The organism is Streptomyces swartbergensis, from assembly GCF_002148965.1.
Classification (GTDB): domain Bacteria; phylum Actinomycetota; class Actinomycetes; order Streptomycetales; family Streptomycetaceae; genus Streptomyces; species Streptomyces swartbergensis.
On sequence record NZ_NGFN01000019.1, the window covers coordinates 1 to 19,606 of the forward strand.

Annotated in this window: 18 protein-coding genes; 7 read left to right on the top strand and 11 right to left on the bottom strand. The window is 72.5% G+C overall.

The features are described 5' to 3' along the window. The first annotated feature begins 411 nt into the window (after positions 1-411). A complete protein-coding gene (locus CA983_RS05395) occupies positions 412-1,188 on the top strand; it encodes an SDR family oxidoreductase (RefSeq protein ID WP_086599733.1) in 777 nt (258 codons plus the stop codon). 14 nt (positions 1,189-1,202) lie between these two features. Here CA983_RS05395 and CA983_RS05400 read toward each other — a convergent pair whose 3' ends face one another. Then, positions 1,203-2,492, bottom strand: a complete 1,290-nt coding sequence (locus tag CA983_RS05400; RefSeq protein ID WP_086599734.1) for an ROK family transcriptional regulator — start codon at positions 2,490-2,492, stop codon at positions 1,203-1,205. A 189-nt stretch (positions 2,493-2,681) separates the two neighbouring features. Here CA983_RS05400 and CA983_RS05405 point away from each other — a divergent pair, with 189 nt between their 5' ends. Together CA983_RS05405 and CA983_RS05410 are read left to right on the top strand one after the other, a co-directional pair. Next, positions 2,682-3,887 carry an MFS transporter gene (locus CA983_RS05405; protein WP_086599735.1) on the top strand — a complete coding sequence of 402 codons (1,206 nt, stop codon included), beginning with the start codon at positions 2,682-2,684 and terminating at the stop codon, positions 3,885-3,887. A 102-nt stretch (positions 3,888-3,989) separates the two neighbouring features. Next, entirely contained in the window at positions 3,990-5,369 is a 1,380-nt protein-coding gene (locus CA983_RS05410; RefSeq protein ID WP_086599736.1) for a uracil-xanthine permease family protein, read from the top strand. On the opposite strand, the gene CA983_RS05415 is transcribed toward CA983_RS05410, so the two are convergent. Beyond that, positions 5,348-6,481: a glycoside hydrolase family 6 protein gene (locus tag CA983_RS05415; RefSeq protein ID WP_086599737.1), complete on the bottom strand. Its 1,134-nt coding sequence runs from the start codon at positions 6,479-6,481 to the stop codon at positions 5,348-5,350. The two genes, CA983_RS05410 and CA983_RS05415, sit on opposite strands and share 22 nt — an antisense overlap. Before the next feature lie 175 nt (positions 6,482-6,656). Here CA983_RS05415 and CA983_RS05420 point away from each other — a divergent pair, with 175 nt between their 5' ends. Together CA983_RS05420 and CA983_RS05425 are read left to right on the top strand one after the other, a co-directional pair. Continuing rightward, positions 6,657-7,355 (top strand): DUF5995 family protein, encoded by a 699-nt coding sequence (locus tag CA983_RS05420; RefSeq protein WP_086599738.1) that lies wholly within the window; start codon positions 6,657-6,659, stop codon positions 7,353-7,355. 73 nt (positions 7,356-7,428) lie between these two features. Then, positions 7,429-8,358, top strand: coding sequence for a hypothetical protein (locus tag CA983_RS05425; protein ID WP_143645451.1), 930 nt, complete (start codon positions 7,429-7,431; stop codon positions 8,356-8,358). Between the two features lie 33 nt (positions 8,359-8,391). On the opposite strand, the gene CA983_RS05430 is transcribed toward CA983_RS05425, so the two are convergent. Both CA983_RS05430 and CA983_RS05435 read right to left on the bottom strand, forming a co-directional pair. Then, positions 8,392-10,089 carry a flavin monoamine oxidase family protein gene (locus tag CA983_RS05430; RefSeq protein ID WP_086599740.1) on the bottom strand — a complete coding sequence of 566 codons (1,698 nt, stop codon included), beginning with the start codon at positions 10,087-10,089 and terminating at the stop codon, positions 8,392-8,394. Between the two features lie 47 nt (positions 10,090-10,136). After that, positions 10,137-10,925: a carbon-nitrogen hydrolase family protein gene (locus CA983_RS05435; RefSeq protein WP_086599741.1), complete on the bottom strand. Its 789-nt coding sequence runs from the start codon at positions 10,923-10,925 to the stop codon at positions 10,137-10,139. Positions 10,926-11,232: 307 nt separating this feature from the next. Here CA983_RS05435 and CA983_RS05440 point away from each other — a divergent pair, with 307 nt between their 5' ends. Further along, the gene (locus CA983_RS05440; protein WP_086599742.1) at positions 11,233-11,766 is read left to right on the top strand and encodes a Repetin; all 534 of its coding nucleotides are present in this window, start codon (positions 11,233-11,235) and stop codon (positions 11,764-11,766) included. Here CA983_RS05440 and CA983_RS05445 read toward each other — a convergent pair. Next, on the bottom strand, positions 11,735-12,931 hold the full coding sequence (locus CA983_RS05445) for an MFS transporter (RefSeq protein WP_086599743.1): 1,197 nt from the start codon (positions 12,929-12,931) through the stop codon (positions 11,735-11,737). The genes CA983_RS05440 and CA983_RS05445 overlap by 32 nt on opposite strands. A 294-nt stretch (positions 12,932-13,225) precedes the next feature. On the opposite strand from CA983_RS05445, the gene CA983_RS05450 reads away from it, so the two are divergent. Beyond that, positions 13,226-13,711 (top strand): hypothetical protein, encoded by a 486-nt coding sequence (locus tag CA983_RS05450; protein WP_086599744.1) that lies wholly within the window; start codon positions 13,226-13,228, stop codon positions 13,709-13,711. A gap of 161 nt (positions 13,712-13,872) precedes the next feature. Here CA983_RS05450 and CA983_RS05455 read toward each other — a convergent pair whose 3' ends face one another. The 6 genes from CA983_RS05455 to CA983_RS05480 all read right to left on the bottom strand — a co-directional run bounded on the left by CA983_RS05455 (position 13,873) and on the right by CA983_RS05480 (position 19,602). Beyond that, on the bottom strand, positions 13,873-14,325 hold the full coding sequence (locus CA983_RS05455; protein WP_010046396.1) for an Lrp/AsnC family transcriptional regulator: 453 nt from the start codon (positions 14,323-14,325) through the stop codon (positions 13,873-13,875). A 10-nt stretch (positions 14,326-14,335) separates the two neighbouring features. Further along, the gene (locus CA983_RS05460; RefSeq protein WP_086599745.1) at positions 14,336-15,802 is read right to left on the bottom strand and encodes an amino acid permease; all 1,467 of its coding nucleotides are present in this window, start codon (positions 15,800-15,802) and stop codon (positions 14,336-14,338) included. Between the two features lie 167 nt (positions 15,803-15,969). Next, positions 15,970-16,536: a GNAT family N-acetyltransferase gene (locus tag CA983_RS05465; protein ID WP_086599746.1), complete on the bottom strand. Its 567-nt coding sequence runs from the start codon at positions 16,534-16,536 to the stop codon at positions 15,970-15,972. Positions 16,537-16,614: 78 nt separating this feature from the next. Next, on the bottom strand, positions 16,615-18,057 hold the full coding sequence (locus tag CA983_RS05470) for a GuaB1 family IMP dehydrogenase-related protein (RefSeq protein ID WP_167407333.1): 1,443 nt from the start codon (positions 18,055-18,057) through the stop codon (positions 16,615-16,617). A 159-nt stretch (positions 18,058-18,216) separates the two neighbouring features. Next, positions 18,217-18,534: a barstar family protein gene (locus CA983_RS05475; RefSeq protein WP_086599767.1), complete on the bottom strand. Its 318-nt coding sequence runs from the start codon at positions 18,532-18,534 to the stop codon at positions 18,217-18,219. Between the two features lie 24 nt (positions 18,535-18,558). Next, positions 18,559-19,602 (bottom strand): sugar-binding transcriptional regulator, encoded by a 1,044-nt coding sequence (locus CA983_RS05480; RefSeq protein ID WP_086599748.1) that lies wholly within the window; start codon positions 19,600-19,602, stop codon positions 18,559-18,561. Positions 19,603-19,606: the final 4 nt, after the last annotated feature.

The following is a 19,606-nucleotide window of genomic DNA, read 5'->3' on the forward strand; positions in this document are numbered from 1 at the left end:
GCGCCGGTCGCGCCGGGCGCGGGTCGCAGGCCGCGGGGCGTGGTCGCGGGTCGCCGAGTGCAAATCGCCGGGCGCGGTCGCTGGGGTATGGGCCGTGGTTACCCCGGAAAGGCTGGCATTCGCGCGCGTCAGCTCGCCCGGCCGTAGGGCCGCCGGGTCGCGTCGCGGGATCGCCGGCGGGGCGCGGGATGCTGGGCGGGGGACGCCGGCGTGTCGGGTGTGAGGCGGGCCGCCGAGCACGGGACGCGAGGGCTAGGCGCGGATCGCCAAGCGCGGGACGCGGGGGCTAGGCGCGGACGGCGGACCGCGGATCGCCGGGCGCGTCTGTCACATCCGGCAGGGGCTGTTCGGTCTCAGTTGCAGAGGGGCGCTCCGTCCGGGAGCGTCCGGCGTCCGAAGGGGCTGAACAGCATGACCACGATCCTGGTGACCGGCGGCACCGGAACGCTCGGCCGGCTCGTCGCCGAGCGGCTGCGCGCGGACGGGCACGAGGTGCGGGTGCTCAGCCGGCACGCCCAGCCGTACGCGGTCGACCTGCGGGAGGGCGGTGCCGCGCTGGACGCGGCCGTCGCCGGTGTGGACACGATCGTGCACTGCGCGTCGTCGCCGAAGGGCGATGAGCAGGCCGCGGCGAACCTGGTCGGCGCGGCGCGCGGGGCCGGTGTGCGGCACCTCGTCTACATCTCCATCGTCGGTGTCGACCGGGTGCCGTTCCGCTACTACAAGAGCAAGCTCGCGGTGGAGAAGCTGGTCGAGGAGTCGGGACTCGACTGGACCGTGCTGCGGGCGACGCAGTTCCACGACCTGCTCGTCACGCTGCTCCAGGGGCTGTCGAAGCTGCCGGTCCTGTTCCTGCCGGCCGGTGTCCGGGACCAGCCGGTCGAGGTGGCCGAGGTCGCCGACCGGCTGGCCGGACTGGCGGTGGGGGCACCGGCGGGGCGGGTCGAGGACATGGGCGGGCCGGAGGTGCGGACGCTCGAGTCCCTGGCCCGCGCGTATCTGAAGGCGACCGGCCGGCGCCGGGGGGTCGTGAACGTGCCGCTGTGGGGCGCGGCGTACCGGGGTTTCCGGAGCGGTGGTCACCTGACGCCGCAGCGGGCGACCGGCACAGGCACGTTCGAGGAGTACCTGGCGCGGCGGTACAGGGGCGAGCAGGCGCGGGCGGGCAGCGGGCGGTCCCGGACGTGACACCCGGGTCCGGGCTACCACCGCTGTACGGGCCGCTCCCCCGGAGCGAAGAGTTCCTCCTGGGCGCGGTCGCGGGCCGTGAGGAGGGCGCCGCGTAGGACCGCGCTGCCGCCGAGTGCGGTCGTCCGTACCTCCGTGGGCAGCGGGGTCATCCGGGCGATGCGGTCCTGCACGCGGGCGGCGAGTTCGTCGCCGCCCGCTTGGCCGACCTCACCGCCGAGCACCACGCAACCGGGGTCCAGGATCGCGACGACCGCGGCGACACCGACGGCGAGACGATCGGCGAGGGCGTCGAGGAAACGGGCAGCGAGGAAACGGGCAGCGGGGACGGCCGTGGGGACCGCCGTGGGGGACTCGGACACCCCGGAACCCGTCTCCAACGCCCGCACGTCGCGCACCGCCGACCGCACCACACCGACCGCCGACCGTACGACCCCCACCGCCGGCGGTTCCTGCCCCGACTCCGCCGGAACCCCGCACCGCGCCGCGAGGTCCACGACCGCCGCCGACGCGGCCAGGGAGTGGAAGCCGCCCTCGCAGTCCGTCGAGGAGGGCAGCGCCGCCGTGCCCGGGACCGGGAGGAAGCCGATCTCGCCGGTGCCGCCGGAGGCACCGCGCCGCAGCTCGCCGTCGAGGACCACCGCCGCGCCCGTGCCGTGGCCCAGCCACAGCAGGACGAAGGTGTCCCGGTCCCGCGCCACCCCGTCGCGCTGCTCCGCCAGCGCCGCGAGGTTGGTCTCGTTCTCCACGCTGACCCGGGCCTCGGGCAGCCGCTCCTGGAGGGCTGCGACGAGCCGGCGGTGCCACTGCGGCAGCCCGGAGGAGTCGCGGAGTTCGCCGCTGGCCGGGTCGATCAGGCCGGGCGCCCCGATCCCGACGGTGTGCAGCCGGTCGGCGCCTGCCTCCTTCACCACGCGCTCGACCAGCGCGACCGCCTGCTCCACGGCGGGGCCCGTGCCCGTGTCGTCGGCGATGGGCGCCGACGCCTCGGCCAGCACCCGTCCCACCAGGTCGGCGACGGTCACGGCGACGCCCTCGGTGCGTATGTCCAGCGCGGCGAGGTGCGCCCGGTCGGCGACGATGCCGTACACCTTGGCGTTGGGTCCGCGCCGCTGCTCCCCCGCCTCGCCGACCACCGCGATCAGCCCGGCGGCGGTGAGGCGTTCGACGAGGTCGGCGACGGTCGGCCGGGACAGACCGGTCAGCTGCTTCAACTGCCCTGCCGTCAGCGGGCCCTCCTGCTGGAGCAGACGCAGGGCGAGCCGGTCGTTGATGGCCCGGGCGGTGCTCGGGGATGCGGGCATGCCGGGATCCTTCCAGATCTGTGGGGCCGCACGGCCGTGTACTCCGGCCAGCCGGTAATCCCCTTATCTATCAGGCAGGGTTCCTGATAGTTTACGCGCGCCCACACCCGCCGACACGCGCCGACGCACTCCCGTGGACGTGGACACGCGACGCGAGCGGGGAAGACCAGGAGAGGACGGGGCCGGAGAATGAGCAACGTGGTCTACGAACAGCGCGAGGTGAAACGGTCGCGGTACGCCGTGGCCGCCGTGTTCGCCGTGCACGGCGCCGTGACCGGCTCGTTCGCCACCCGCGTGCCGTGGATCCAGGACCACGCGGGCGTCAGCGCCGGACAGTTGGGGATCGCGCTCGCCTTCCCCGCGCTCGGCGCGTCCATCGCGATGCCGCTCGCCGGCAGCATCAGCCACCGCTTCGGTGCCCGCAACGCGCTGCGCGGACTGATCGCCCTGTGGACGCTCTCGCTGGTCCTGCCCTCCCTCGCGCCGAACCTGCTCACGCTCTGCCTGGCCCTGTTCACCTACGGCGCCACGGCGGGCATGGCGGACGTGGCGATGAACGCGCTGGGCGTCGAGGTCGAGAACCGCCTCAGCCGGTCGATCATGTCCGGGCTGCACGGCATGTGGAGCGCGGGCGCCCTGGTCGGCTCGGCGGCCGGCACGCTCGCCGCGCACCTCGGCTCGGACGCCCGGTTGCACCACGTCCTGGCCGCCGCGGTCCTCACCGTCGCCGGCGTGCTGTCCTGCCAGTGGGTGCTCGACCTCCAGCCCGCCGAGGACGAGGATCCGCCGCCGAGGTTCGCCCTGCCGCCCCGGTCGGCGCTGCTCATCGGCGCGATCGGGTTCTGCGCGGTGTTCGCCGAGGGCGCGAGCCTGGACTGGTCGGCGGTCTATCTGCGCGAACAGCTTCAGACCTCGGCCGGTCTCGCGGCGGCGTGCACGACGGGCTTCACCCTCACCATGGCCATCGCCCGGATCGCCGGCGACCGGATCGTGGACCGCTTCGGCGCCGTGCGGACCGTGCGCGCGAGCGGTGTGCTCGCCGTCCTCGGCGGGCTGCTGATCGTCGTGGCGGAGCAGCCGGCGGTGGCGATGGCCGGGTTCGCGCTGATGGGGCTGGGCATCGCCGTCGTCGTACCGCTGTGCTTCGCGGCGGCGGGCCGCAGCGGCGCCAACCCGAGCCTGGCCATCGCGGGCGTCGCGACCATCACGTACACCTCGGGCCTGATCGCGCCGAGCGCGATCGGCATGCTGGCGCAGGCGACCAGCCTGATGGTGTCGTTCGCTCTGGTGACGCTGCTGTCCGGCGGACTGGTGGCGTTCGCGCGCGTGCTGCGCCCAGGCGACCGGGCGAAGACCAGCCTGCCGGACGCGGCGGTCCCCGACCCGCGGCCCTGAACGGACGCCCGGCCGGCCCGGGCGGCCCCGGTCACCAGCGCTTCCGACGCACCTCGACAATGGTCCGGACACTCGCACGCACGACGAAAGCGAAACCGCACCATGGATCTCGGCGTCCGCTGGAAACTGCACGGCGACGGACGTACCCCGGCGCCCGGCGCCGTGGTCCGCCCCGACGAGCGGCTCTCCTGGCCCCGCACGGCCGGGCTGGGTGCCCAGCACGTGGTGGCCATGTTCGGGGCGTCCTTCGTGGCCCCGGTCCTGATGGGCCTGGACCCCAACCTCGCGATCATGATGTCGGGCGTCGCGACCGTCGTGTTCCTGCTCGCCACCCGTGGCCGCGTCCCGAGTTATCTGGGCTGCTCGCTGTCCTTCGTCGGCGTGGCGGCGGTCATCCGTGCCCAGGGCGGCAGCAGCGCCACCGTCACCGGTGCGGTCTTCGTCGTCGGCGCCGCGCTGTTCCTGGTGGGGCTCGCCGTGCGGCGGTTCGGGGCGCGGATCATCCACGCCGCGATGCCGCCGATCGTGACCGGCGCGGTGGTGATGCTGATCGGCTTCAACCTGGCGCCGGTGACGGCCTCGACGTACTGGCCGCAGGACCAGTGGACGGCCCTGCTCGTGATGCTGTTCACCGGGCTGGCGGTCGTCTGTCTGCGCGGCTTCTGGTCCCGGATCGCGATCTTCCTGGGGCTGGTCTTCGGGTACGGCGTCTCCTGGGTCTTCGACCTGGTCTTCGGCAAGATCCACTCGGTGGACGCCAGCGGCAAGCTCACCGACCACTGGCGGCTCGACCTCTCCGGCGTGGGCCAGGCCGACTGGATCGGGCTGCCGACCCTGCACGGCCCGTCGTTCGAGTGGTCGGCGATCCTGGTCGCCCTGCCGGTCGTCATCGCCCTGGTCGCGGAGAACGCCGGGCACGTCAAGGCGGTCGGCGAGATGACCGGCGACCCGCTGGACGACAAGCTCGGTACGGCGATCGCCGCGGACGGCGTGGGTTCGATGCTGTCCACCGCGGTCGGCGGCCCGCCCAACACCACGTACTCCGAGAACATCGGCGTGATGGCCGCGACCCGCGTCTACTCGACGGCCGCCTACTGGGCCGCCGCCGGCTTCGCCCTGCTCTTCGGCCTCTGCCCGAAGTTCGGCGCGGTCGTCGCGGCGATCCCGGGCGGGGTGCTCGGCGGCATCACCGTCATCCTGTACGGCATGATCGGCCTGCTCGGCGCCCAGATCTGGATCAACGCCGAGGTGGATCTGCGCAACCCGCTGAACCTGGTCCCGGCGGCGGCCGGCATCATCATCGGCGTCGGCAACGTCTCCATGCAGATCACGGACACCTTCTCGCTGAGCGGCATCGCGCTCGGCACGCTCGTCGTCATCACCGGCTACCACGCGCTGCGGGCCTTCGCCCCGCCCCACCTGAAGACGCAGCAGCCGCTGCTGGACGAGGGCACCAGCTCCTACGACGAGGCCAGGTCGTAGGCGTACGACGCCGTGAACGTCCCCGGCTTGCCCTTGCAGCCGTCCGACTCCCCCGGCAGCTTGATCCACAGGTAGGCGTCGATCCGGTCCTCGCCCGTGCTCAGGGTCGGTGCCCGGCCGAGCTTGCGGCCCGCCGGATCGCACCAGGTGCCGTCGGGCGGGGCACCGTTGCCGTTGCGGCTGGTGTCGATGACGGCGCCCAGGCTCGCCGGGCCGCCGAGCGCGTCCAGGACCCGCCGGTCGTAGGCCACCTCGTCGGCCGTGGTGTGGAAGTTGGAGACGTTGCTGAAGATCCCGTCGGAGGAGGCGGGCGAGGCGGCACCGGCCTGCCGCAGCCACGCCGCCTGATTGCCGGGCGCGTTCCAGCCCGAGTGCCCCGCGTCGAAGTACACGCGTGCCCGGGGGTTGGCGGCCTTCAGGACGCGTCCGGCCCGGGCCAGCGAGGCGAAGCGGTCCGCCCGCTCACCGGCGGACAGGCACTCGGCCTGGGCGACCGAGTCCGGCTCCAGGACGACGATGACCTCGCCGGAGCCCAGCCCGTCGGCGAACCGGTCGATCCATGCGTCGTACGCGTCCAGGTCGGGCGCCCCGCCCTGGGAGTGACCGCCGCAGTCCCGGCCGGGGATCGCGTAGGGCACGAGGACGGGCACCCGGCCCTGTGCGGCACCGCCCGAGGTCACCGCGGCGACCCGGGCGGTGAGCGTGTCCGGGGAGTGGTCGGCGAACCAGACGGCGGCCGGCTGGTCGGCGATGCGGGAGGCGATGACCGCGTGGCGGGGGTCGCCGGAGTTGGCCCGGACCCAGTCGAGCACCTGCGAGTCGGGGTGGCGGTAGAGCCGGGGGCTCACGGGGGTGGTCCGCTCCTGCTTCTTCCGGGTTCTCGACGGCGACGGCGTGGGGCTCGGCGTCCCGGGCGCGGAGGTGGCGGGAGTGGGAGAAGCGGACTCGGTGGCCGACGGGGACTCCGACGGCACCGCGGGCAGCGGCGCCAGGAGGGGCGACGCGGACGTCTCGGGGCGCCTGGCCTGGTCCGGGCCGCGCCGGTCGTCGAAGGCGGACAGCACCCCTGCGACCGCACCGGCCGCAACCACGACCGAGGCCGCCACGACCATCGCGCCACGCCGGACGGCGCGCCTGCGCTCGGCCCTGCGGGCGGCCAGGCGCTGGGCACGCGAGCCTGACACGGTGCCGGTCCCCCTCCCCCTGCGGCGGGCGGCGTTCCCCCGTTTCGGGGAAGCGCCGGGCCTGCCGGTACTTCCGCCAGCCTAGAGCTGGGACTCTGCCCGCATGCCGCGATGCGAACAAGTCCCCCCAGCCGTGGACACTCCGGTCGACGGAGTCATCTCCCGTATGCGCGCCCTCGACGCGACCCTGCACCCCCGGGACGGGGTGGCCGTCTTCAACCGCGTCTACCTGGCCGTGACGGAAGCGGTGGACCGGTACGTCGACATCGGGCGGTTCGCGGACCCGCACTCCGCGATCACGCTGGACGTACGGTTCGCGCAGCGGTACCTGGACGCCGTCGAGGCGGTGGCCGGCGAGCGGGTCCCGCCGGCCTGCTGGCGGCCGCTGTTCCAGTTCCGCCGCCATCCCGGGGTACGCCCGCTGCAGTTCGCGCTCGCGGGCATCAACGCGCACATCGGGCACGATCTCGCGCTGGCCGTCGTGGACACCTGCCGTACGCTCGACTGCGCACCCGCCGACCTGGAGGACGAGTTCGACGCGGTGGGCGATCTCCTCGTCTCGCTGGAGGAGCGCATCCGCGAAGATCTGATGCCGGGCCCCGACCTCCTCCAGATCGCCGACCCGCTGACCCATCTGCTCGGCGCGTGGAGCCTGGAGCGCGCCCGGGACGCCACCTGGACGGCGGCCCGGGCCCTGTGGGCGCTGCGCGGAATCCCCGACGTGGCCGAGGAGTTCACCGACCGCCTGGACACGGCGGTGGGTTTCGCGGGGCGCATGCTGCTCACACCGTTGCAGAGGTGATCCAACTCGGTTGCCCGGGCGTCGACTTCGGGCGTGGGCCTGGTGACAGGATCGTTCACTACGCTGTGCGCGCATGGTCGGATTACGCGCGTGGGCGACTCGTCGGCGGAGCTCGGTGCTCCTGGTCCTCGATGCCCTGGGCGGCGTTTCCTGGGTCGCGCTCGGGCTCCTGCTCGCCTTGGTCTGGGGAAGCTTCGTCGGGTTCGTCACGCGAAGCGAGGACGAGGACCGGCCCGATGGTGCTGCGGTGTCACCGGCGCCCCCGTCCGACCGGTCGTCCTATGTCGAGGAGATCGAGCGGGAGCGTCGCCGGCTCTTCGACGTCACGGTCGTCCACACGAACCCGCGAGCCCTGGGGCTCGTGGCGGATGCGCCGCCGCGCCGGTTCCGGGTCGAGATTCCGGGCGCCCGGATCCCGTCCGCCCCCGGCGAGTCCCGAACGGTCGTCAGCGCGGGTACGCAGATAGGCGTGAAGCTGCACTGCACCGGTGCCGGTGTGCGGTGCACGCCACTGTCGTCGGAACGACAGAACGTCCTGACCCGCAAGGACGTCGCTGTCTGGCTGTGGGAAGTGCAGGCCGAGCGTGCGGGCACGTTCAGCCTCGCGCTCACCATGACCTCCTACCTCCGCGACACCGACACGGTGCTGGTGGAGAAGCCGCCCCTGGTCTGGCTCGTGGACGCGGGGGCGCCGCCCGAGGACGACAACTGGCTCTCCTGGGCCAGAGACCTGTGGCGGCAGGTGACCGAGGCGATCACCGGCCTGGGCGGACTCGCCGTGTCCGTGAGCGCCATCGCCGCCGTGGTCGCGATGGTCGTCCGCCGCCGGCTTCCGGCCGGTGGCCCGGAGGACGAGGATGCCACCGAGTCCGTACGCGATGCCGCCCCGGGCCCGCGGCCACGACCGGTGCGACGGGTCCGGTCACGTCTCGGACAGGCCGGCGCGGCGAGGAACCTCCGGTACGCCAGGCGGATCAGGGCTCGCGCCGGGCCCAGGCCGTGACGGCCCGGCCCGTCGGAGGGCCCGGCGTCCCGGTCAGTCCTCCGGCAGTTCCACGGGCGCGATCTCGTCGTAGACGTCGCCCGGCCCCGGGTTGGCCGGGTCGGTCGTGCCGCCGAAGTGGTGCATGACGCCCCAGACCGCGTTGAGGGCGGTCTGGATCGCGCCCTCGGCCCAGCCGGCCGTCCAGGAGATGTCGTCGCCGGCGAGGAAGATGCCGCGCTTGTCCTCGGGCAGCCGGTCCTGCATGAAGTGCGTGAACAGGCGCCGCTGGTAGCGGTAGTGGCCGGGCAGGTTGGCCTTGAACGCGCCCATGAAGTAGGGCTCGTTCTCCCAGGAGACGGTCACCGGGTTGCCGATGATGTGCTTGCGGATGTCGACCTTGGGATAGATCTCGCCGAGCGACTTCAGCATGACCTCCATCCGCTCGTTCGCGGACAGCGGCAGCCACTTGAGGCTGTCGTCGCACCAGGTGTAGGAGAGGCAGATGACGGCGGGCTGGTCCGGGCCGTTGTCGAGGAGGTAGGTCCCGCGCGTCATACGGTCGGTGAGCGTCATCGACATGACGTCCCGCCCGGTCTCCTCGTCCTTGTCCAGCCAGAACGGGCGGTCGACCGGCACGAAGAGCTTGGAGCTCTCCATGTAGTGGGTGCGCTCGATGGCCGTCCAGTGGTCGATCGGGAAGAGCGAGTCGTCGCAGTCGATCTTCGACAGCAGCATCCAGGACTGTGCGGTGAAGATCGCCGCCGGGTAGGTGCGGATGTCGCCGCGCGCGTCGGTCACCGTGATGCGGTTGCCGGCGGTGCGGTGCAGGCGGGTGACGGCCGGGCGGGGCTCACGGTTCTCGTGGAGGCTCGCGAGCGAGGTCCCGTAGGCCCAGTGGACGATCTTCTCCGGCTCGCGCTCCCAGAGGCGGAGCGGCAGTTGCTGGGAGCCGCCGACGATGCCGCGGTGGTGGTCGTCGGCCTCGGTGTAGACGACGCGCAGGATCTCCAGGATGGAGTTCGGGAAGTCGGTGTCCCAGCCGCCCGTGCCGAAGCCGACCTGGCCGAAGATCTCGCGGTGCCGGAAGGACTTGAACGCCTCGGAATCGCAGAGGAAGCCGTAGAAGGTCTGGTTGTCGAGCTTCTCGACGAGCCGGGACCAGATCTCGCGGATGCGCGGCACGTCCCGCTCGCGCAGGGCGCGGTTCATGTCGGAGAAGTCGGCGCCCTCCTCCAGGCACCGGTTCCAGGCCTCGGCGACGTCCCGGTAGACCTGGGGCAGGTCGGCGATCGTCTCGGCGTAGTGCGACTCGCCCTTGAGGTCGACGACGGTCGACGGGGTCGCCTCCGCCAGGGGGTTGGGGAAGGGCCGCGTCTCAAGGCCGACCAGGTCGATGTAGTGCTGGAGGGCGGTGGAGGACGGCGGGAAGCGCATCGCGCCCATCTCGGCGGTGAGGGAGTCGTCGCACCCCTCGAAGCCCACCGTCCGCAGCCGCCCGCCGATCCGGTCGGCCTCGTACACGACCGGCTTGAGGCCCATCTTCATCAGCTCGTACGCGGCGACGATGCCGGACAGGCCGCCGCCGATGACCGCGACCTCCGTGCCGTGCTCGGTCGCGGGTATCTGACCGAGACCCGCCGGATGGGCGAGGAAGTCGTCGTACGCGTACGGGAAGTCCGGGCCGAACATGGTGATCGGCGGCTGCTGCGCGTCTGCGTGCTCGACGGCGTTGGGCACGGTGGACGTCATGGGGTACGGACTCCTTGCAGAAGAAACAGACAGGTGCCGGGGGGAGGTCAGACGAGCGGCCCGTACAGGCCCGGGCGCCGGTCCCGCAGATACGGGTTGGCCTCGCGGGACGCGGCGAGGAAGGCGGGGTCGACGTCGGCGAGGACGAGCTCCTCGGCGCGCCCGGCCCGGGTACGGGCGACCCCGTCGGGCCCGGCGAGCGTGGACAGCCCCACGAACTCGAACTCGCCCTCCCGGCCGACCCGGTTGACGTACGCGACGTACATCTGGTTCTCGAAGGCACGCACCGGGATCATCGACTCGGCGACGAACTGGAACGGGTGCATCTGCGCCGTCGGGACGACCAGCAGGTCGGTGCCGGCGAGGGCGTGGGCGCGGACGTTCTCCGGGAACTCGACGTCGTAGCAGATCAGGATCCCGACGCGCAGACCGTCGAACTCCGCCTGGACGACCGGCTGGTCCCCGGCCGTGAAGTGGTCGCGCTCGAAGCAGCCGAAGAGGTGGGTCTTGCGGTAGTTGGCGAGACGGGTGCCGTCGGCGGAGATCAGCTGGGCGGAGTTGAACACGGCCTCGCCGGCCCGCTCGGGGTAGCCGTAGGCGATCGCGAGGCCGTGCCTGGTCGCGGTCTCGGCGACGGCGTCCGCGCAGTCGCCGTCGGCGGGCTCGGCGAGCCGGCCGATGTCGTCGCCGATCGCGTACCCGGTCAGGAACATCTCCGGCGCGGCCAGCAGCGCGGCGCCCGCGGCGGCGGCCCGGCCCGCGGCCTCGTCGAGGACCTTGAGGTTCTCGACGGTGGAGCCGGGTCGGCCGGAGCTCTGGAGCAGGGCGGTGCGCATGCGTGTTCCTCACCGGTACGCGGGGGTTTCGGGGGGCCTGATAGACGGTACGGTCGGCGGCTCCGGCCGGACAAGGAGCAGCCGTTGCGCGTCCGTGAGCGGATCATTGCGTTCGCCGCCCGGTCCGCGGCGATTCGTTGCGGGGCCTTGAGTCGTACGTCCGGTCCGCCCGTGGGCGCAGGCCCGGGCGGGATTCCCCGCCGGGCGGCGGAGGCGGGTCCCGTCCCCGGCGCGATGTGACGCGGGCGCCGCGCCGGGACAGTGGTGAGCGTCCAGTTGACGTACGTCACCTGCGGAAAGGACCGCCATGAACCGCCGTACGAGGACCGCCTTACTCGGCTCCGCGCTGCTGCTCACCGTCGCCGCCGCGGCCGGCTCCGCCGGAGCCTCCGACGAGAGCAAGCGTGAGGCCGCCGCGCTCACCGGCAAGGCCAAGCTGTACCGCACGGCCGGGGACGACATCACCTTCTCCTTCGACGCGCACCTGGCCGCGAAGGACAAGGCCGACCCGATGAAGGCGACCGGCACCTTCGAGTGGAGCCACTACCTGAACGGCGAGGGCGCCTGGGCGAAGGCGAAGGTCGACTGCCTGGTCACCGGCGGCGAGGTCGCGGTCGTCTCCGGGGTCGTCACCGACACGGACCTGCCCGGCGCGAAGGGCACCCGGGTCGGCATCACCGTGCACGACCTCAGCCGCCACGACCGGCTCGGCTACAGCTGGGCGACGACCGAGGACCTCGGTCCGAAGGACCTGCCCAAGTGCGTGGGCTCCGCCCCCTTCGAGAAGGTCAGGAAGGGGACGGGCGGCTTCACGGTCGTGCCGTGGCGGCCCGACTTCTAGCCAGCGCCAGCGCTGTCACCAGATAGGGGATCGCCAGCACCGCGAAGACGGTGCTGTGCGCCATGTCCGTGCCGAGCAGCGCGTACACGCCGAACGTGGCGACCGTCGCCAGCTCGGTGCCCAGGCTCGCCACGGAGGTGAGCGTGGCGCGGCGGGACTCGTCGATACGGTGCTGGAGGCGGGCGTCGGCCAGCACCTCCGCCAGCTGGAACCCGGCGAAGGCGAGGCTCACGAGAGCGATGCCGGCCAGTGAGCGGGCCGCGGCTCCCACGGCCAGGGCGAGTGCGGCGCCCGCGAGCAGCGCGGCGAGACCGGCCGGGCCGAGGCGTTCGGCCGGTCCGGTCAGGAGGCTGCCGACGGTGACGCCCGCCCAGATCAGCATGATCATGTAGGGCACCGTCGCTTCGGCGACGCCGATGTCCCGGACCAGCAGCGGGGTGTACTCGTCGAGCGCGCCCCACACCGCTGCCACGGCCGGGATCAGCAGCAGGGCGCCGCGCACGGAACGGTCCCTGCGGACCTCGGCGAGCCCGGTCCGCAGGGTCGTCGCCCAGTTGTCGCCGGCGTCGTCCGGCCGCACCCGGTGCTCGGGGAACCGGGTCGCGGTGACGGCGGTCAGCACACAGGCCAGGAAGCTCGCGGCACCGACCGCCCCGTAGCCGCCCTGGGCGAAGACGGGCCCCGCGAGGCCGAGGGAGGCCACGGTGCCCACCAGCCGCGCGGCCCGTGCCCGGCCCATGATCCGGGCGTACCGGCCGGCGGCGCCGAGCCGGTCCAGCTCGTCGTACACCAGCGCCTCCAGCGCGCCGGAGCCGAGCGCCCCGCCCGCGCCCCACAGGACGAAGCCGGCCGCGAAGGCCCAGTACGACGGGACGACCACCCACAGCGCGAAGCCGGCGGCGGTGAGCAGGGGGCCGATCCACAGCAGCCTCCGGCGCGACATGGCGTCGGCCCAGGCGCCGGAGGGCACTTCCAGCACCACCGAGGTGATCGACCACAGGGCGAACAGGGAGGAGATCTGCCAGAGCGACATGCCGGTGTCGGCGAACAGCAGCGCGTACACCGGGTAGAGCAGGATGAAGTCGTCGAGGAACGCGTAGCCGTACAGCGTGGTCGTCAGCCGCCGGACGCCGGTGGCGGGCACGCGTGCGGGTGAGAGTGTCATGAGGCCTTCCCGTAAGGACCGATCGGATGCCGGAGGTACGGCGTCCGAGGCGGTCCTCGGGAGGCGCGGCTGGTGGATCAATGTCGCCAGGTCATGACACCGATGGTAGGCGGTCCGGAGCCCGGAGCACAGCGAGAATCCTCAGCGGGGCGTCCTCCGCCGGGAGGAGGGCGGGCGCCGCCCGTCGCCGCCGAGCGGCGATGGATGTCCACCCGCCGGAGGAGGCCGCCGTACGGCGGGCGCGCGAGACTGGCTGGGCAAGCCGGACCCGACCGGTCGGCGAAGGGGGTCTTCATGGACGCCGCCGCACTGCTCTCCCTGCCGTACGTCGACGAGCACACGACGGTCGTCGCGGCGGACGCCGAGGTCGTGTGGGGCGCGCTCGGTGAGGTTCTGGACCGCTCCTTCGGGGGTGGCCGGGCGGCCGCGTACGCACGCCTGGTCGGCTGCGCCGACCGCACGGCCTCCGGGCCCCGTCCCTTGGGAGAGGGCTCGACGATTCCCGGTTTCCGGGTGGCTTCCGCGGTTCCGGGCGCGGAGCTGGTCCTGATCGGGCGTCATCACTTCTCGACGTACGCCCTGCGCTTCCGCCTGGACGAGGCCGGACCGGCACGCACCCGGCTGCGTGCCGAGACCCGGGCGAGGTTCTCCGGCCCGGCCGGCGCCCTCTACGGTCGTCTCCTCATGACCACGGGCGGACACGCGCTCGGCGTTCGGCACCTGCTGACGGCGGTGCGCAGGGCCGGCGACACCGCCGGAACACGCCGGCGGGAACGCTAGGGGGCTTCTGATGGATCTCCGCGGAAGAAGGAGCGGCGTTCGGTGCGTGCTCTCGGCGTGCCGGGCGGAAGGCCTCGTAGCGGAGCTACTAGGCCTTGTGTCCGGTGCGGCGAGAGTGCGTGCCGAACGCCGCGACGCCGCGGAGATCCATCAGAAGCCCCCTAGGTCGGCGATCCCGACGAGAAGCGCCGCAGCAGCGGCGACAGCACGAGCACGGACTTGGTCCGCTCGACGAACGGCTCCCCGGCGATCCGCTCCAGGACCCGTTCGAAGTGCCGCATGTCGGAGGCGAAGACCTGGGCGATCGCGTCCGCGTCCCCGGTGACGGTGGACGCGGCCACGACCTCCTGGTAGCGCTCCAGGCCCCGCTGGATGGTCTCCGGTGAGGTGTTGCCCCGGCAGTAGATCTCGACGAACCCCTCGGTCTGCCAGCCGAGGGCGCCCGGGTCCACCCGTACGGTGAACCCGGTGATGGCTCCGGTGGCCCGCAGCCGGTCCACGCGCCGCTTCACGGCGGGCGCGGACAGGCCGACGATGTGGCCGATGTCGGCGTAGGAGCGGCGGGCGTCCTCGGCGAGGGCGTGCACGATGCGTTCGTCGAGATCGTTCAGCACAGTGGGTCGGTCACTTTTCGGATGGTGCGAGTCGGGAACGGCGATAGCCGTACACGAAGTAGAACACGAGCCCGGCGGCCATCCAGACACCGAAGACGACCCAGGTCACGGTCGGCAGGCTGCCCATCATCCAGACGCAGAAGGCGAAGCCCAGTGCGGGCAGGACCGGGGAGAGCGGCACCCGGAAGGTACGGGGCATGTCCGGCCGGGTCCGGCGCAGCACCACGACCGCCACGTTGACCAGCGCGAAGGCGAACAGGGTGCCGATGCTGGTGGCGTCGGCGAGCTGCCCGAGCGGGATCGCGGCGGCCAGCACACCGCAGAACAGGGAGACGATCAGGGTGTTGGCGCGGGGCGTGCCGGTCTTCGGGTGGACCCTGGCGAACACCTTCGGCACCAGGCCGTCGCGGGACATGGCGAACAGGATGCGGGTCTGGCCGTACAGCACGGTCAGGACGACGCTCGCGATGGCGATGACGGCGCAGAACGCCAGCAGCGTGCCCCAGAAGGTCTGCCCGGTGACCTCGCGCATGATCTGGGCGAGGGCGGCCTCGGAGTCGGTGAAGTTCTTCCAGGGCTTGGCGCCGACGGCGACGGCGGCGACGAGGACGTACAGCGCCGTGACGATGACCAGCGACAGCATGATCGCGCGCGGCAGGTCGCGCTGGGCGTTCTTGGCCTCCTCGCCGGCGGTGGAGGCGGCGTCGAAGCCGATGTAGGAGAAGAACAGCGTCGCGCCGGCGGCGCTGACGCCCGCCATGCCCAGCGGCATGAAGTTCTCGTAGTTGCCGGAGCGGAAGCCCTGGACGCCGATGGCGCAGAACATCACCAGCGCGGCGATCTTCACGATGACCATGACGGTGTTGGCGCGGGCGGACTCGCGGGCGCCGCCCAGCAGGAACGCCATCGCGAGCAGGACGACGATCAGCGCGGGCAGGTTGAACACTCCCCCGTCGCCGGGCGGGGCGGACAGGGCGGCCGGGATGGTGACGCCGACGGTCCCGTCGAGCAGTTCGTTGAGGTACTCGCCCCAGCCGACGGCGACGGCGGCGACCGACACGCCGTACTCCAGGACCAGGCACCAGCCGCAGATCCAGGCGATCAGCTCGCCCATCGTTGCGTACGCATACGAGTACGAGGAGCCGGCGACCGGGATGGTGCCCGCGAGCTCGGCGTAGGACAGGGCCGAGAACAGGGCGGTCAGGCCGGCTATGACGAAGGCGAGCGTGACGGCCGGGCCCGCCTTGGGGACGGCCTCGCCGAGCACGACGAAGATGCCGGTGCCGAGGGTGGCACCGATGCTGATCATGGTGAGCTGCCAGAGCCCGAGGGTGCGCCGGAGCGAGCCTCCCTCGCCCTGGCCACCCTCCGCGACCAGGTTCTCCACCGGCTTGCGACGCATGAGGCGCGCGCCGACGCCCGGGGACGGCGGGGCGGTCTGACTACTGCTGTGCGGGGGTGCGCCTTGGTCGAGCACGCGCTGACTCCTTCGTCACTGCCGGTCTCGGGTGGCAGGGACGGCAGCGCCCCGCCCGACAGCCGGGACCCACCGAGCGGGGTCCCCGCCACGCCACGTACGAGGCGACAGCCTACGAGCAGGGACGTTGCCCGTGTAATGCAGCAACCTTGCGCATGCCCGCAAGATCATTGCGTTCCTCGGGACTGACCGGAGGTTCGTTGCACAGCTGTGTTCGTCCGTTGCACAGGACTTGTCCGGGCCAGCTCTTTCACCAGAAACGTGAGCTCCTCGACACACTCGTGCGTGACGCCGTTCTGGTCCGCGTAGGACCAGCGACCGACGTAGGGGGTGAGCGGCCGGTAGCCGAGCCGGGCGTAGAGGGCGGCGGCGCGCGGGTTGTCGTCGGCGACGCCGAGGCCGATGGCCGTGCGGCCCCGCTCCCGGGCGCGTACCTCGGCGGCCCGGACCAGGGCGCTGCCGATGCCGCGCGAGCGCAGCGCCTCGGGCCACACGGCGAGCGCGTTGATCTCCGGGCAGCCGGGCCGTGCCGCCCGTACGGTCGCGTCGTCGCAGCCGCCCCAGCGCAGCTCCGTGTGCCCCACGGGCTGTCCGTCGAGCCAGGCGACGAGATACGTGCTCAGGCCCCGCTCCTGGCGCTCGAAGCGGCGCGCGTGGAACGAGGTGGCGCCCGGGGAGCCGATGTACTGGTCGAGCAGCGCCACATCGGCGGCCCGGCAGACGGTGATCTCCATGGCGTACGACGGTAGGGCGCCCGCACGCACCAGGCCCCCGATTTTCGTCGGGGGCCTGGGACGTGGGCGTGGGGACCGTCAGTTCCAGCTGGCGTGCAGCGGCTTGCCCTCGGCGTAGCCGGCGGCGCTCTGGATGCCGACGATGGCCTTCTCGGCGAACTCCTCCAGGGAGCCTGCGCCGGCGTACGTGCAGGAGGAGCGGACGCCCGCGATGATCGAGTCGATCAGGTCCTCGACGCCGGGGCGGGCCGGGTCGAGGAACATCCGGGACGTGGAGATGCCCTCCTCGAACAGCGCCTTGCGGGCCCGGTCGTACGCCGACTCCTCCGAGGTGCGGTTGCGCACGGCCCGCGCGGAGGCCATGCCGAAGGACTCCTTGTAGGCACGCCCCTGGGCGTCGTGCTGGAGGTCGCCCGGGGACTCGTAGGTGCCCGCGAACCAGGAGCCGACCATCACGTTGGACGCGCCGGCGGCGAGCGCCATGGCCACGTCGCGCGGGTGGCGGATGCCGCCGTCGGCCCACACGTGCTTGCCGTACTTCTTCGCCTCGGCGGCGCACTCCAGGACGGCGGAGAACTGCGGCCGGCCGACGCCGGTCATCATGCGCGTGGTGCACATGGCGCCGGGTCCGACGCCGACCTTGACGATGTCCGCGCCCGCCTCGATCAGGTCGCGCACGCCCGCGGCGGCCACCACGTTGCCCGCGACGATCGGCACCTGCGGATCGAGATCGCGCACCAGCTTCAGGGCGCTGATCATCGACTCCTGGTGGCCGTGCGCGGTGTCGATGACGAGCGTGTCCACGCCCGCGTCCAGCAGCTGCTTGGCCTTGCCGGCGACGTCGCCGTTGATGCCGACGGCGGCGGCGATGCGCAGCCGCCCCCGCGCGTCCGTGGCCGGCTTGTAGAGCGTGGCGCGCAGGGCGCCCTTGCGGGTGAGGATGCCGACGAGCCTGCCGTCCTCGCTGACCGCGGGGGCGTAGCGGCGGTTGGCGTGGTCGAGGGTGTCGAAGGCCTCGCCCGGGTCCATGTCCGCGTCGATGAGCAGCAGGTCCCGGGACATGACCTCGGCGAGCTGGGTGAAGCGGTCCACGCCGGACAGGTCGGATTCGGTGACCACGCCGACCGGCCGGTGGTCGTCGTCGACGACGACCCCGGCGTTGTGCGCGCGCTTGGGCAGCAGGGACAGCGCGTCCGCGACGGTCTGGTGGGGCGCCAGCATGATCGGGGTGTCCAGGACCAGGTGGCGGCTCTTGACCCAGGAGACGACGTCGGTGACGACGTCGATCGGGATGTCCTGCGGTATGACGACGAGGCCGCCGCGGCGGGCCACGGTCTCGGCCATGCGGCGCCCGGCGATGGCGGTCATGTTGGCGACGACGAGCGGGATGGTGGTGCCCGTGCCGTCCGGGGAGCTGAGGTCGACGGCCTGCCGCGAGCCCACCGAGGAGCGGCTCGGCACCATGAAGACGTCGTCGTACGTCAGGTCGTACCCGGGCTGGATGTCATTGAGGAAACGCACGTGCTGCACATCCCAGTCGATCAGAGGTGACCCCCCGACCGGCCGGCCAGGGGGAAAGAGCACGTACTTCATTGTCCCATGCCGGATGTGCGCACGTCCCCCAGCAGATCATCCAGGCTGGTCAGGGGCGCCTTAGGAGGATGCTCCAAGCCCGAGGGGTCACGACCCGAGGGTCACGAAGAGACCCGGGCCCCGGTCCGTCGCCTCGGCGAAGATCTCCTCCGCGACCTGCCACTCCTCGGGCCGCTTCCCGGCGTACTCCCGCCAGCCCCGGACGATGACCAGCAGCCCCCGCTCCGCGGATCCGTCTGGCCAGAGGGCGGGGTCGGCCAGGCAGTCGGCGAGGGCGTCCCAGTTGCGGCCGAACCACTCGGGCAGGGAGAGGTCACGGGCGCAGCGGTCCATGAGGCCCGCCTTGTCCGTGACCCCGTCGAGGTCCAGCACGACCACGATCCGGCCGGCCGGGTCGTCCGGCACCTCCCGCGCCTCCCTGGCCATACGTCAGACTCCGTCCGGGTCGGTCCTGTTGAGCGCGGGCTTCGGCGCCGGGCCCGCCGTCATCAGATAGTCCGCGGCCGACGTGTCCGTCACCAGGCTGGTGACGAGCCCGGACCGCAGCACCGCGTCGATCGCGGGTCCCTTGCGCTGTCCGCCGGCGATCGCGACGACCTCGGGGATACGGCGGAGCTGGTCGGCCTTGACCGTGATGCACCGCTCGCCCAGGTCCCGGCCGACCCTGCGGCCCTCGGCGTCGAAGAGGTGCGCGGACATCTCGGCGGCGACACCGAGGGAGGCGTAGTGCGCGCGCTCCTCCTCGGCGAGCATGTCGTGCACCGTGGAGATGCCCGGCTCCCAGGAGCCGATGGAGACGCAGGCGACGGTGACCTTGTCGAAGTGCTCGAAGGCCCGGGCGATCCCCGTCTGGTTGCGCAGAGCCGTGGCCGTGGCCGCGTCGGGCAGCAGCATCGGCGCGTAGATGGGGTGCGCGTCACCGCCGGACACCTGGGCGGCACGGCGTACCGCCTCGACGGAGCCGCGCTCGGCGGTTCCGGCGTCGTACACGCCCGTCAGCTGCACCACCGTGCACGGCGGCAGCCGGTCGAGCGCCGCCGCCATGTGGATGGTGGAGCGGCCCCAGGCCAGGCCCAGCACATCACCTTCGTTGACCAGCTCGGCGAGCAGGTCGGCGGCCACCTCTCCCAGGTTCTCGGGGTCGGGTGACTCCTCGGCCTCGGCCGGGGACTCCACCACGACGGCGTGCCTGAGGCCGTAGCGGGCGCGGAGCGCGTCCGAGCGCTCGGCGTCCAGCTCCGCAGGCACACGGATCTCGATACGTACGAGATCCCGTTCGAGGGCGGTCTCCAGGACCCGGGCCACCTTGAAGCGGCTGACGCCGAACTCCTCCGCGATCTGGATCTTGGACTTCCCCTCGAGGTAGAAGCGGCGGGCCATGGCCGCCGCCTGCACCAGCTCAGCGGGTCCCATCCGCATGGCTGACCGGCCCGCCGACATACCCGACACGGCGATCTCCTCACTGCTGTTCACACTC

What these genes read in the sequence shown, in the direction of transcription:
- CA983_RS05465 (WP_086599746.1), bottom strand. Translation starts at nt 16,536, where the DNA reads ATGGAGATCACCGTCTGCCGGGCCGCCGATGTGGCGCTGCTCGACCAG.
- CA983_RS05415 (WP_086599737.1), bottom strand. Translation starts at nt 6,481, where the DNA reads ATGGTCGTGGCGGCCTCGGTCGTGGTTGCGGCCGGTGCGGTCGCAGGG.
- CA983_RS05435 (WP_086599741.1), bottom strand. Translation starts at nt 10,925, where the DNA reads ATGCGCACCGCCCTGCTCCAGAGCTCCGGCCGACCCGGCTCCACCGTC.
- CA983_RS05445 (WP_086599743.1), bottom strand. Translation starts at nt 12,931, where the DNA reads ATGACACTCTCACCCGCACGCGTGCCCGCCACCGGCGTCCGGCGGCTG.
- CA983_RS05410 (WP_086599736.1), top strand. Translation starts at nt 3,990, where the DNA reads ATGGATCTCGGCGTCCGCTGGAAACTGCACGGCGACGGACGTACCCCG.
- CA983_RS05395 (WP_086599733.1), top strand. Translation starts at nt 412, where the DNA reads ATGACCACGATCCTGGTGACCGGCGGCACCGGAACGCTCGGCCGGCTC.
- CA983_RS05425 (WP_143645451.1), top strand. Translation starts at nt 7,429, where the DNA reads ATGGTCGGATTACGCGCGTGGGCGACTCGTCGGCGGAGCTCGGTGCTC.
- CA983_RS05400 (WP_086599734.1), bottom strand. Translation starts at nt 2,492, where the DNA reads ATGCCCGCATCCCCGAGCACCGCCCGGGCCATCAACGACCGGCTCGCC.
- CA983_RS05430 (WP_086599740.1), bottom strand. Translation starts at nt 10,089, where the DNA reads ATGACGTCCACCGTGCCCAACGCCGTCGAGCACGCAGACGCGCAGCAG.
- CA983_RS05420 (WP_086599738.1), top strand. Translation starts at nt 6,657, where the DNA reads ATGCCGCGATGCGAACAAGTCCCCCCAGCCGTGGACACTCCGGTCGAC.
- CA983_RS05440 (WP_086599742.1), top strand. Translation starts at nt 11,233, where the DNA reads ATGAACCGCCGTACGAGGACCGCCTTACTCGGCTCCGCGCTGCTGCTC.
- CA983_RS05450 (WP_086599744.1), top strand. Translation starts at nt 13,226, where the DNA reads ATGGACGCCGCCGCACTGCTCTCCCTGCCGTACGTCGACGAGCACACG.
- CA983_RS05405 (WP_086599735.1), top strand. Translation starts at nt 2,682, where the DNA reads ATGAGCAACGTGGTCTACGAACAGCGCGAGGTGAAACGGTCGCGGTAC.